We start from the raw sequence: 14,110 nt of genomic DNA, 5'->3' as shown, positions 1-14,110 counted from the left end.
ATCCACTCTTCACTCATCTCAAAGTTTTCGAAGTGTTTATTGATAGCATGATTTAATGTTTTAATACGTGGAAGACGCATTAAACATGCTGTAAGTAGCAGTACAATTAAAATAATGAGGAATGCTTCAAAGCCACCTAATAGAAAGAGTTTCTTTGAAGAAGTGCCTACAAGCGTTTCATTCCATGACACAATATTTTCTAGTCGCCCTGCCCCAACAAAGACAAGAGATGCAATTGGAATATAACAAATTGAAGACCATCTATTTAAGAATGGTATATTTTTTAATAATCGGATAAGAAGGCAGGCAATCATCACTTCAAAGAAAGAAGTTGATGTCGTAAAGCGTAATGCGGTAGACATATCGCCATGTACAATATCAGAACATAATGGCATAATACTAACGCATAGCACATCCATTAATGCAACTATAATAAATGGAATAAACGAAAAATGATTGTCTTCGTGCGCTTCAATAACGCCTAGATAAAATAATATAAATGTGAATGGAACACTATATCCATCTCCAAAACTCAATAAATCGATACCACTGAGTGTAGGTAATGCCAGAAGTCCTAAGAGTAAATACTTTAAATATTTATGGTTAACCTTCTTCATAAATGGATAGCAGATCAAAGAAAGAATCACACCTGTGATTACAGGAGATACGTTTCTTATAACTGGAAAGAAGATAGAATAAAAGGCATTTGTATCTATTCCCTTTGTAAGCAAGAAACAGATAATCGCAGAAAATATACCAGCCACAACAGTATAAATCCATAATTTCAGTGCTTCTGAAAGACTGTTTTCCTTATTAGAATAAATATATCCTAAAGATATGATAACAAGATCGAGTCCTATTAATGTGGCTATGTGACAGATCTGTAAAGCACTCATTAAAAGACCGACATTATTTGTATTTAATACATTGGCATGGGATGTCCAAAAAAACTGATCAAGAAGCATCAGTAGTGTCCCTACTATTAAAGATAAGTGTGCTGTATGTGTCTTTTTCAAAATAGTTTTCTCCCTTTTACATTTAATGCAAATTATTATACCATTTTAGCATAAAAATAACATTAAACAATACAATAAAAATGCTAGAAAAAAGGGGGCTATTTAAAAAACATAAAAAATCCCAACAAATTCTTGTTGAGATCCATTTTATTAATATGCTCTTGCAAAATAAACGACATGTTTTGCTTTTTTACCACAGCATGGACATACGCCATCTGCTTCTTCATGTTCATCGATACAACGTGAAGTTGCCTGATAAAGTTCCTTGATCTTTAATTCGCATGCTTCTTCACCACACCAGTTCATCTTGACATAGCCACCCTTTTCATCTAATACTTTACCAACTTCATCTAAAGTATTTACACGAGTAATATGGCTATTTAAGAATGCTGCTGCCTTATCATACATTTCCTTATGGATTGTTTCTAATGTATCATGAATTGCCTGTGGAAGGTTTTCATCTAAGTCCATCTGCGTCTTGACACCATCATTACGTTTTACAACAACACAATGACCGTTTTCAATATCACGTGGTCCTACTTCAATACGTACTGGAATACCACGCATTTCTGCTTCAGAGAACTTCCATCCTGGTGATTTATCACTTGCATCTACACTTACTCTCATACCTGCTGCTTTTAACTGTGCTGCGATTTCATCTGCTTTTTCAAGTACGCCAGCCTTCTTCTGCTGAATTGGGATAATAACTACCTGTGTTGGAGCAAGTCTAGGTGGTAAAACAAGACCATTATCATCGCCATGAACCATGATGATTGCACCTAATAATCTTGTAGAAACACCCCATGATGTCTGATAAACATGTTTTAACTTGTTATCCTTGTCTAGGAATGTCATGTTGAATGCCTTCGCAAATCCCTGACCGAAGTAATGAGATGTACCAGACTGAAGAGCCTTACCATCATGCATTAATGCTTCAATAGTATAAGTTTCTTCAGCACCTGCAAATTTTTCTCTTTCAGTTTTACGTCCTGTTAACATTGGGATAGCAAGTAATTCTTTTGCAGTTTCTTCATAAATATCTCTCATCATTAATGTTTCAGAACGTGCTTCTTCTTCAGTAGCATGAATTGTATGACCTTCCTGCCATAAGAATTCAGAACCACGTAAAAATGGTCTAGTAGTCTTTTCCCATCTTACAACTGAACACCACTGGTTATATTTCTTTGGAAGATCACGATAAGAGTTTACAATCTTAGCATAATGTTCACAGAATAATGTTTCTGAAGTAGGTCTAACGATTAAGTGTTCTTCTAAATCATCTAAACCACCTTTAGTAACAACTGCACATTCTGGTGCAAATCCTTCTACATGATCTTTCTCTTTATTTAATAAAGATTCAGGAATCAGCATTGGCATATAGACATTCTGATGTCCTGTTTCTTTAAATCTCTTGTCCATGTAACTCTGAATCTGTTCCCATAAAGCATAACCATATGGGCGATAAATAATAAATCCTTTAACACTAGAATAATCCATTAATTCTGCTTTACGACATACATCTGTATACCACTGAGCAAAATCAACGTCTCTTGGTGTAATTGCATCATTTTTAATATTATTTTTTGCCATAACTTTCTCCTCTCCTGTACGATAATATTATAACTATTTTTATGAAAATGAAAAGGATTAATCTAACGCACGCTGATAATAATGTGCTGTAATCATTGAAGCGGTGATATAAAGCTTTGAAAAACAAGGAGATGCAGATAATGCATGAATCAATGTTTCATAATAATCATTCATCTTATACTGCAGTGTATCATCAATAAATAAGATATCCTGATGTGAAATCAAAGAAGATAGACTATATCCTAAAACAATTGTACATAAGCCAATCATTGAAGAATCCTGTACTAAAGACATTTGATGATCTTGATTAAGATATAGCTTGTCATCTTTGATCTCAAGTTCCAAACAACCATGCGTGATTTCTTTTAATAAGCGATTTGCCCTCACCATCATCTGCTTTATAAATGGTGCCATGTCTTCTTCAAGAGGGACTGTCTGTTTATGTAGTAATGTAAGAATTTTCTGATTATTGAGGCATTCCTTCTTCTTATTTTCAATAAAACAATCATCTACATAAATAATAAAAGAATATTTTTGAATGATGTCATTACAGAACATTTCAGCATTCTTGATTTTTTCTTCTAAAGTGAGATATTCTTCTTTTACTTCTTCAATAGCCAATAATATCTCATGATAGTCCTGTTTAAGTGCTGGAAGATGTTTTTCTAATTTATGAAGATACCCTATCTCATCTAGAAGTTTCTTATCTTTCTTATAATGAGATAAATAATCTGTATTCAGAACACTGAGTTCTCTAATAAACATCTCTTTAGAGATATCTTCTGTAATATGCAGTTCTTTTTTCTTTTGAATAATCTTTTCAATGAGCCTTTGATGACGCACCATATAAGTGGCTTTTTCTATGCGTTTCTTCTCTAGATCTTCTCTTGTTTTTTCTAATATAGCTTCTTTTTTAAAAAGAAGTTCTTGAGATACTTCTCTTCCTTCTATCAAACACGGTTTGGGATGATGAAGAGAGCCACATACAGGACAAGGTGTTCCTTCTTTTAAGTCCTTAGCAAGAATACCTGCAAGACTATTCATATAATGATGATACATACGCATATAATCATCGTTTTCACTACCATAAAGATATACAGCACGACTATAGGACTGTTCTAAATCAAATAGATGATCCTGTGAAAGTAAATACTCATCATAAAGTAATGAGAGCTCATTTAATCCTTCTCGACGTCTATCGATGGTCTGCTGCTGTTTCTTTCTAATAGCGGCTTTCTTTTCCATATCATTTAGTTCAGTAACAAGTTCTATTTCACGCAGAACCTTCTTTTTCTTATCTTCTAAGGATTTTTCTAGTTGATCTAAATGATTGGAATAGAGAGATAGATAAGGCTTATTCTTAGTAATATAAGCACATGCACTCTTATAATCTTCATAACTATTTAAAAAAGCCATTGTGTCATTAATCTGTTCCTCTATCATTTTTGTATCACTCGTCATAACAGGTTTTGTAGATACAAAGGAACGCATAAGTTCCTCTGTAGGTGATTGAATCCAAGTTTCTATAAAAGAAGAAGGCATAATAAATTGATGTAGGAACTGATTATAATTCATATTTAAAATGTTGTGGATATGGTGCTTGGCTTCTTCATTTTCTAGACCATCACATTGAAGAATACATTTTCTATTCCTATACATACGTTCAATGGTATGTATGGTACTGTTTAGTTCAAATGTAAGATAAACTCTCTTAATAATAATTTCTGTCAAACCAAAAAAAGCGAATGTGAGACCATTGACGACTGTATTATGATTTTCAATATAATTTAAATGATTCTTTAATGAAGTGAAGTCAGTCTCAACATTCTTATCAAATGTTTCAATTATGAGATGTAATAGGTTCATAATGTCCTCCTATTACCATTATAGAAATAATAGACCGGATAATCAAAGGAAATAAAGAAGGCCACTATAAAAGTCAAAAAAAGTGCTCTTAATGAGCACTTTGATTAATAGTGGTCAACCGGAATTGAACCGATGCCTCGTCTATCAACACGTTCTGCCAGTCTAAACTATCTTCCACTGATAAAAATGTAGCAAAGTTTTATTATAACTTCAATNNTAATAATGATCTTTTTAATGCGACTCTGACAAAAAAAGGAATAGCAAAAAGCTATTCCTTAGTGAGAAAATCCCATTTTTCTACTTCTTTTGTTTTACTTACAACAAGGAAATGATCTCCTGGCTGAATAATATAATCAGCACTAAAGTCCATTGTCATCTTAGGTGAACCTTGAGGTTTAATACCTACAACGTTCATACCATAAACTCGACGGATATTAACATTAGAAAGTGATTTACCTTCCCAATCCTTAAGTGTTCTAATCTCTACAATAGAATATTCTTCATCAAGTTCTACTAAATCAACAATAGAACGTCTTAATAAATGTTTAGCAAGCTTATAAGCCATTTCTTTTTCTGTATTAATAACACGATCAGCCCCTACTTTTTCTAAGATGATCTTCTTACGTTTTGTACGTGCTTTCGCAATAACATAAGGGACATTTAATTCCTTTAATAATAGTGTACATGATACCGCTTCTTCAAAGTGTTTAGAAATAGCTACAACTGCAACATCAAATGTATTGATATCAAGTTCTAATAATTGTTCACGATCAGTGACATCTGCAACAATTGCTTTAGTGACATTGTCTTTAATTCTACTAACACATACTGGGTCAATATCAACCGCAAGAACTTCTACTCCAAAGTCTTCTAATGTTTCAGCAAGTGTACTGCCAAAGATCCCTAATCCTAAAATAGCTACCTGTTTTGGTTTATTACTCATAATTACTCCTCCTAGCCAACAAGTACATCCTCATCTGGATATTTAAATTCTTTTGTATTTTTATCATGTGAACGTTTAGTAAATAAAATCATTAATGAAATTGGACCAATACGTCCAGCATACATCAAGATAATATCTACGCATTTACCAACTATACTTAATGCAGGTGTAACAGATGCACTCAGTCCTACTGTACCAAATGCTGAGAATACTTCCAATAGGATATTTAAGTAATCCTGTTTAGGTTCTGTTATAAGCATAATAGAAGATGAAATAATACAAAGCATTAGTCCAAGGAAAAAGATAGAAAAAGCTCTTACGAGTGTTCTTTTCTTGATACGACGCTGGAATACTGTTGTTTCTTCAATACCTCGATAAGTTGTTCTCATTAATAGTAATACTAGTGCAAAAGTAACTGTTTTAATACCTCCGGCAGTAGATGCAGGAGACCCACCGATAAACATAAAAGAACACATTAATATTTTTGTGATTCTATTAAGTGAATACATATCAACAGTAGAGAATCCAGCTGTACGAGTTGTCACTGATTGGAAGAATGATACAACAAGTTTATCCTGAAAATTCATTTTTCCAATAGTTAATGGATTGTTAAATTCCATCACAAAAAATAATACAGTTCCTACTACAATTAAAGACACAGTCATCACTAACACAATTTTAGTATGTAACGCAAAACTGCCAAAAAGATGATGCCATGAAAAGCTTGATGATCTTCTTTTTTCTTTAATATATTTATCATGAATATCTAATACCACAATAAAACCTAGCCCACCCATGATAATTTCAAATGGAACAATGAAATTAATAATAGGACTAGTGTTATAGGCAACAAATGATGTTGAACCACACAAATCAAATCCGGCATTACAAAATGCACTAATGGAATGCCATATACCATAATATAAGCCTTTAAGAGCACCTAAACGAGGCATAAAAAACATTGACAAGAAGATTGCTCCAATCGTTTCTATTGAAACAGTATAAATAAAAATAGTTTTCAAGAGTCTTGGAAGCATACTTAAAGAATTCTGATTGAGTGCTTCAGTAAAGACAAGTTTTTTACTTAATGTAATTCTTTGTCTTGCAAGAAACAAGAAAAGATATAAGAAAGTTAAGAATCCAAGACCACCAATTTGGACAAGTATGATAAGAACAATCTGTCCAAATAAATTATATTGATCTACAACAGTTAAGGGTGAAAGCCCTGTTACGCATACAGCCGAAGTTGAAATAAATAAATTATCTAGAAAACTAGCTGCATGATGTTTATTTGCGAATGGTAAAGAAAGTACTATAGCACCAAATATAATAACTGCAAGGAAAGAAAGAGATACTTTCTTTGGTGCAGAAAGGTGACCAGAATGCTTTCTTTTACCTAAAACAATATCTTTCATAAATATTTCTCCTATAATCGCATCTATTCTAACACCAAGATGTGACAATTCCAATACTAGTCTCTCTTAGAAACATAATATTGTGTAATTTCTTTTTTAGAACACTCATAACCAATAACTAAAATAGCACCTGCAAGATCTAGTGCAAGATCCTTCATAGAATCAGCGAGTGCTTCATGTCCTTCTAATGGTTCATCATCACTTGATACAATTGTTGCACGTGTTGTTGCCATATATTGCTGGTTATTGGTATGGAAGATATCATCAACTGTATATTCACATAATTCCCATACAGCCCCTACAGCAAGTGAGAAAGCAACAACAAATATATATAATAATGCACGGTGCATAAATAGATATTTAGTACGCATGACTAACATCTGTAGCAACCATAAAGCGATAAATGAAAGAATGATTCCTGAAGTGAAATGAAGTAATGAATCCCACCAGGCTATTTTTCCATAGAAGTTTAAACCATCACCAAGTACTAATCCTAAAAAAGCAAAAGCTGTAACACTGATATGTACTTCAACTGGTACTTCAAAGTTTGCAAACTTCTTCAAGAGTCTTGGTGAGATCAAAACGATACTCATCGCAATATATTGTAATAGTGAAAAGAACAATCGCACGCGCATCTTTTCTTTTTTTACATAGAATAAAGCAACCATTGTGGCAATTGCAAGAATAAGAACAATAAAAGATAAGATTCTTTTAAAAACTCTAACACGGCGTCTTGTTTTTTCACTGTATTCAAATTCATTGTTATTCATGAAATTTCCTCCTCGTTCATGTATTATAGCACATTTCTCCTATAATAAACCTTAATTTAATGTAAAGCAAAAAAAACTCCCAGGCGCGAGCCTAAGAGTTTAAGTGAAAATCAATGTTATGCTTTTCCTTCAAGAATAGGTTTTACAGTAGTATCAATGATTTCCTGTAAAGTATTACAAGATTTGTCAAATTTTTCCTGATCAGATTCAGTTAAAGGTAATGTTAAGATTTCACGGATACCTGCTCTGTTGATGATTGCTGGAACACCGATATATAAACCTTCATGACCATACTGACCTTCAAGGTAGCATGATAATGGAAGAACTGTATTTTCGTTGTTTAAGATTGCATCTACTAATCTTGCAAGAGACATACCGATACCATAGTAAGTAGCTCTCTTCTTGTTGATGATTTCATAAGCTGCATCTCTAACCTGTTCGTAGATTCTCTGTAACTGATCAAATGGTACTTTTCTTTCTTCTACTACTTCAAGAAGTGATTTACATCCGATATATGCGTTTGTCCAAGATACGAATGAGCTATCACCATGTTCACCCATGATATAACCGTGAACTGAAGCTGGGTTTACTTCGAAGAAGTTACCAATTTCATATCTTAATCTTGCTGTATCAAGCATAGTTCCTGAACCAAGAACCTGGTATGGATGAAGACCAGTAGCCTTCTGCATTACGTAAGTCATAATATCACATGGGTTAGATGCTACTACGATAACACCATTGAATCCTGATTCTTTAATAGACTTACCAACTGAAGCCATGATCTTTGTGTTAATTGCAACTAATTCAAGTCTTGTCTGACCTGGTTTCTGAGCAGCACCAGCAGTTACAACGATAACGTTTGCATCTGCACAGTCAGAATAATCACCTGCATAAACCTTTAATTTACCGTTTGCATATGGTAAACCATGAACTAAGTCCATTGCTTCCCCTTCTGCCTTTTCAGTATTAACGTCTACTAATACTAATTCGTCAATACCCTTGTGGTTCATTAAAGTATAAGCCATACTCATACCTACAAAACCTGTACCAACTAGAACAACCTTACGGTTACCCTGAGCAGGCATGTCATTTAAATAATCTGTCATTGCCATAATTTATTTCACTCTCCTATACTTAGAAGTATAGTATAATCATTTCCCAAATACAATAAAATATTTGCGTTTTAAATAAAAAAATTTTTTAAAATTTGGTTGATAAATTCACACTTTTTCGATGTATACGTTTTCAATATTTCAAAGAATGTAAGTGTAAGTGAATTCATCACAATGAATTTATTCTTTTTAGTTGTGATGGTTAAAATTGACTTTCGGTCAACTGCTAGTATAATTATTGAAGGAGGTATTTATATGAATGCTCTGACTGATATTAAATCTAAAATAGAGAAAAATAAAGAAGAAAAAAGGGAACGTCTTCTAGCAAGTGCAACTGCGCTATTTGCTGAAAGGAATTTTAATAATACATCTATTTCTGATATCGTAAATAAAGCAAAAGTCGCAAAAGGTACTTTTTATTTATATTTCAAAGATAAATATGATATTAGGAATCAGATAGTTCAGGAAATCAGCAGCGAACTTTTCAATAATGCAATGAAAGAGTTAAAAAAACATAACGAGATTACTCATTTTGCAGATTCTTTAATATTTATTATTGATCATGTTATTAATGCCCTTGTTGCTAATCCAACAATTCTCACTTTAATGAATAAAGATTTATCTCTTGGTGTTTATTCTCAGGAACTTACAAAGATTCTAGAAGAAACAGATCATTTGAGTCTTTATGAATTATTTAAAGATGGCATTGAAAGAGAGAATCTAAATATTGAAAATATTGATATTACATTCTTTACTATTGTAGAACTTGTTGGATCGACATGCTTTAGCTGTATAGTAAATAAAATTCCTTGTTCTATTGAAGAGTATAAACCTTATCTTTATGATCTAATTCGCACTTTACTTCATGTTGCTTAAAAAAAAGCAGCATTTTTATTTATGCTGCTAATAAATCGTTGACATAGTCAAGAAGCTTCTTTGTATCTGTATAAGTTTCTCCACGTGTGTTTTCTTTAAAGACAACTGTAATGATTGTCTTCTTTTTTACTTTAGAATAAGTAACAAGACATCTGCCCGCAAGATTTGTAAAGCCTGTTTTACCACCAATAACTCTCTTATCATAATAAGTAGAATCTTTCTGTGTCATCATTACATTCTTCATTTCACGATTCGGATTGGATTCAAAGATATAGCTTTCTGTAGAAATGATTTTTCTTAATTTCTTATTCTTATAGAATTCTTTTGCAATAAGTGCCATATCCTTTGTACTGCATGTTTCTTTTAGCCATCCTTTATCTGCATAACTTAGTCCATGAGGATTAGAAACATCTACTTTCGTACAGCCAATCTTTTTAGCCCTCTTGTTCATTGCTTCAATAAATCCATCATAGCCCCCCTTATAATTCTCGGCCAGGGTAAGAGCCATTTCATTAGAACTCTTTAAAAGCATTCCATGGATCACATCTTTAAAAGGAATTCTTTCACCATCATAAACTGGTGCTGTATGAATAAATACACGATCTGGTAAAGACATAATATTACTTGTAGTCAGTTCGTCATTATCCTTATAATAATCAATCGCAACGAGAGCACTTAAGAGTTTAATAGTAGAAGCAGGATAACGTGATTCCTGTTCATTTTTTGCATAATAGACCTTTCCAGTATCAGCATCCATCACCACTGCAGAAACATCTTCAGTATTAAGTGTGGGCTGTGGAATAGAAACAACTTTCTTCTTTTCTTCTTTGACTGGTTCTTTTGTTGCACATGCACTCAGCAAAAAAATGGCACATAGCATACAAATCCATTTACGATATTTCATTTTTTATCACCTTCTCAGAATATCTTAGCGATTTTCTGCCTATTCATCAATCTGATTCAGTCATTTTTCATTTTTTTTGAATAATAATATGTTATAATGATTTGGTAAAGGAGAAATAGTATGGTTAATTATCCAAACCTGAAAAAGGCATCGGTTAATGTGTCTATTCCTAAGAATTCTACAAGTAAACACTATACTGCTTTTCGTGGAATGAGCTTAGAAGAAGACATCAACCTATCTAACACCTATTACTTATCTGTTGATCAGGCTGTCATCTATAAAAAACCGACGCCTATCCAGATTGTAAAAGTCGATTATCCTTCACGAAATAAAGCCCGTATAGTTGAGGCATATTACCAGGCGCCATCTACTACGGATTATAATGGTATTTATAAAGGCAGATATATTGATTTTGAAGCCAAAGAAACAAAATCATTACGATTTCCTTTTCGTAATATTTCAGAGCATCAGATCAATCATCTTGAACGTGTGCAGCGTCATGGAGGAATTGCCTTTATTATTATTGCCTTTACATCTGTGGGCGAAGTCTATTTACTGGATGCTTCAATTATAATAGAGCGCTTTTTTCATGACAAGAAGCAGCATATAAGTTATGATGAAGTGAAAGAAAGTGGACATCTTATTAAGCAGGGCTACCAGCCTAGATTGGCTTATTTAGATGTAATCGATGAATTTTACCTTAAGGAGGATACTTTATGAAGGTTCAATCAACCAAGGACGCAAAACAAATAAAGAAAACAATCAAAATATGTATTATCGCATTATGTGTTCTTGTAGCGAGCGGTAGTGGTTACCTTGGATTCAAGATTTATCAACAAATCAGCAATTTTGATATTGATAATCTTACAACAACTTCCTACTCTTCTCAGGTTTCTCAAGATGGAGAAACATATTACAAGTATGGCAGTTCAATTGGGAAATATGTAAGTTATGATGATATTCCTGAAGTTATGATTGATGCTGTTATTTCTGCAGAAGACTCACGTTATTTTGTACATAATGGTTTTGATATTCCACGTATTATCAAAGCATTTATGACAAATATCTTAGCTGGTCATACTGTTGCCGGTGGTTCTACAATTACGCAGCAGCTAATCAAAAAAACATATTATCCAGATGCAGAAAAAACAATTGAAAGAAAAGTTGGAGAAGTCATCCTTTCAATTGAAGCGACTCAGCAAACTACTAAACAGAAAGTACTTGAACTTTATCTCAATAAGATCTATTTCGGTAAGTCAAATAGTTCTATTGGTATTTATGGGGCAAGCTACTATTATTTTGGTAAAAGTCCTGATCAGTTAACTTTACCAGAAGCCGCATTACTTGCTGGTACTATTAACTCACCAGTCTCATATGACCCATTCAAGAATTTAACTCTTGCAACAAAAAGAAGAAATATCATTCTTAACTTAATGCATGATCATGGATATATCACTGCAAAAGAGAGAGACGATGCGAAGAACGTAAAAGTAGAAAACATTTTAAAGAATGATCCAGTTCAGACAAATGGTAAATATGCTTCTTATGTTGATCGTGTTACTCAAGAAGTAAAAGAGTTAGGTTATGATCCTAACAAAACTAAGATGACAATCTATACCTATATGGATCATGATATGCAGCAGTATCTTGATGATGTATCATTAAGTAAGAATTATAGATTCACTGATCGTGATATGCAGGCAGCTGCTTCAGTACTTGAATCAAAAACTGGACGTATTATCGGCCTCATGTCTGCAAAGAATTATCGTGCGAATAACTCAGATGCAACTTATCTAGATTATGCTTATACATTAAAAAACAGAAGACAGCCAGGTTCTTCTATTAAACCTATTATTGACTATGCAACAGCATTTGAATATCTGAACTGGTCTAGTGGACATACAGTAGATGACTCAGAATTCACTCAAGGCAGCTGGCATCCAAAGAACTGGGATAACAACTACCATGATGATGTACTTCTAGAAGATGCACTCGCAAATTCTTGGAACTTAGCAGCCATCCATACTTTAAATAGTGTTGTGAAAAAGGTTGGTAATAATCAAGTTGTAAGCTTCTTAAAGGGTCTTGGTTATAACATGGACGATGAAGATTTCAATTTGAACTATGCCATCGGTGGATGGAAATATGGTACAACTCCTACAATGCAGGCAGCCGCTTATGCAGCAATCTCAAATGGTGGTACTTATATCAAACCTCATACAATCCAGAAGATTGTCATTAATACAACTGGTGAAACAATCAACGTTGATGATGATATCCAGAAACAGGCAAGTGAAGGTATGAAAGATTCTACTGCTTTCTTACTTCGTCAGGTTATGACAAGCTATGTTAAGAGTAATAACAGTTATTCAGCATTCGATGTTGGAAGTCAGATTGGTGCTAAAACTGGTACTTCAAACTTCGATGCAACGATCCCTGCACTTGCTGGTAAGGACAAAGACCATTGGTTATGTGCTTATTCACCTGATTATGCATGGGCTTGCTGGAATGGTTTTCCTGGAGAAATATCTACAAAGAAACATAAGTATCTTGCAAGTGGTATGAATGATGCAAAGGCTATTGCTGCAAAGATTGCGAAAAAGCTTGCAACTCGTAAGTTACAGAATAGTTACGAAACACCAAGCAGTGTTGAACAGGCACGTATGGTTAAGGGTGCATATCCTTATGTTTCTCCAAGTTCTTCTACACCATCAGATAAGATTATGACTGCATGGTTTGTTAAAGGTCATGGCCCTAGTGGTGTGGATGATGGTTCTTCTTATGCAGATGAATATAAAGTACCTGAATTGAAATCATTTAACGCTTCTTTAAATTCCAACAATTCAATTTCTGTCACATTCGGTTCTTATGATCCTGAATTTGAAGGTAAAATCAGCTGTGTTGTAGAAATCAGTGATGGTTCTTCTTCTAGAACTGAAACATTATCTTCAACAAGCGGTACACTTGAATACCGTGCTGAATCAGGAAAAACTTATACAGTGACTGGTTATTATAAACTAAAGAGCGGTGACACAACTTCTAATAAGAAGTCAGTGAGATTATCTAGTAGCGGAACAAGTGAACTAGGTACTGCAAGATTTAGTGTCAATGCGAACGGTACAGCAGTTGCGAATGGTTCTACTATTTCAGCAACATCTGTCAATGTCAGCACATCTGGTCCTAGCGGTCATACAATGATAGTTTCATGTAATGGTAATAGTCAGACGGTAAGCTGCGGCAGTGGTGCGACAATCAGTGGTTTATCATGTGGTAGATCATATGTGATTACTTTCACTGAAAAGAGTGCAAGTGGAGAATCTAAATATATTGGTTCTATTCGTTTTACAGTACAGACAGATGAATGTCAACATGATGATCATAACCACTGATAAAATCAGTGGTATGAACCCGCCCTGTAAGGGCATGTCGTTGTGCGAGTCCTTCGACTACTGAAGACTGACAACCACAACACGTTTACCTATAACCCCTAAAAGGGGTTTTTTCATTTAGTTTTATCTCCTGTAAAAGGATCAATAAACTCCTTCATGCTCATCTGATCCAAAAGTCTATCTTCCTGTAATTGATTTCTTATATATCGTTTTACAGCTTCTTCATTGT

11 protein-coding genes and 1 pseudogene are annotated in these 14,110 nt (G+C 33.7%); 3 read left to right on the top strand and 9 right to left on the bottom strand.

Annotation, left to right across the window (positions count from 1 at the left end; translation table 11 throughout):
- The 7 genes from B2S90_RS00275 to B2S90_RS00245 all read right to left on the bottom strand — a co-directional run.
- On the bottom strand, positions 1–1,016 hold a 1,016-nt coding region (locus tag B2S90_RS00275), incomplete at its 3' end, for a hypothetical protein (RefSeq protein WP_286696362.1).
- Between the two features lie 150 nt (positions 1,017–1,166).
- Entirely contained in the window at positions 1,167–2,606 is a 1,440-nt protein-coding gene (gene proS, locus B2S90_RS00270; protein WP_055234451.1) for a proline--tRNA ligase, read from the bottom strand.
- A 57-nt stretch (positions 2,607–2,663) separates the two neighbouring features.
- Positions 2,664–4,472, bottom strand: a complete 1,809-nt coding sequence (locus tag B2S90_RS00265) for a hypothetical protein (protein ID WP_286696361.1) — start codon at positions 4,470–4,472, stop codon at positions 2,664–2,666.
- Positions 4,473–4,740: 268 nt separating this feature from the next.
- A complete protein-coding gene (locus tag B2S90_RS00260; RefSeq protein ID WP_055234455.1) occupies positions 4,741–5,415 on the bottom strand; it encodes a potassium channel family protein in 675 nt (224 codons plus the stop codon).
- A gap of 11 nt (positions 5,416–5,426) precedes the next feature.
- Positions 5,427–6,830 (bottom strand): TrkH family potassium uptake protein, encoded by a 1,404-nt coding sequence (locus B2S90_RS00255; RefSeq protein WP_055234457.1) that lies wholly within the window; start codon positions 6,828–6,830, stop codon positions 5,427–5,429.
- A gap of 56 nt (positions 6,831–6,886) precedes the next feature.
- Positions 6,887–7,600 (bottom strand): hypothetical protein, encoded by a 714-nt coding sequence (locus B2S90_RS00250; protein WP_055234458.1) that lies wholly within the window; start codon positions 7,598–7,600, stop codon positions 6,887–6,889.
- A gap of 116 nt (positions 7,601–7,716) precedes the next feature.
- Entirely contained in the window at positions 7,717–8,712 is a 996-nt protein-coding gene (locus tag B2S90_RS00245) for an L-lactate dehydrogenase (protein WP_100054616.1), read from the bottom strand.
- A gap of 255 nt (positions 8,713–8,967) precedes the next feature.
- Between B2S90_RS00245 and B2S90_RS00240 the strand changes: the two genes are divergently transcribed.
- On the top strand, positions 8,968–9,588 hold the full coding sequence (locus B2S90_RS00240) for a TetR/AcrR family transcriptional regulator (RefSeq protein ID WP_278860761.1): 621 nt from the start codon (positions 8,968–8,970) through the stop codon (positions 9,586–9,588).
- A gap of 19 nt (positions 9,589–9,607) precedes the next feature.
- Here B2S90_RS00240 and B2S90_RS00235 read toward each other — a convergent pair whose 3' ends face one another.
- Positions 9,608–10,492 (bottom strand): D-alanyl-D-alanine carboxypeptidase family protein, encoded by an 885-nt coding sequence (locus B2S90_RS00235; protein WP_147556353.1) that lies wholly within the window; start codon positions 10,490–10,492, stop codon positions 9,608–9,610.
- A 120-nt stretch (positions 10,493–10,612) separates the two neighbouring features.
- Between B2S90_RS00235 and recU the strand changes: the two genes are divergently transcribed.
- Both recU and B2S90_RS00225 read left to right on the top strand, forming a co-directional pair.
- Entirely contained in the window at positions 10,613–11,212 is a 600-nt protein-coding gene (recU, locus tag B2S90_RS00230; protein WP_055234832.1) for a Holliday junction resolvase RecU, read from the top strand.
- Complete coding sequence (locus B2S90_RS00225; RefSeq protein WP_278860762.1) at positions 11,209–13,881, top strand: transglycosylase domain-containing protein; 2,673 nt, start codon at positions 11,209–11,211, stop codon at positions 13,879–13,881. The genes recU and B2S90_RS00225 overlap by 4 nt, the downstream gene beginning before the upstream one ends.
- Positions 13,882–13,994: 113 nt before the next feature.
- Here B2S90_RS00225 and B2S90_RS10850 read toward each other — a convergent pair.
- Positions 13,995–14,110: pseudogene (locus B2S90_RS10850) on the bottom strand (IS200/IS605 family transposase); the annotation flags it as partial.

This window comes from Catenibacterium sp. UBA627, assembly GCF_002299355.1.
In the GTDB taxonomy this organism is placed as follows: Bacteria; Bacillota_I; Bacilli_A; order Erysipelotrichales; family Coprobacillaceae; genus Catenibacterium; species Catenibacterium mitsuoka.
This window is presented reverse-complemented; position numbering and strand designations above follow the sequence as displayed.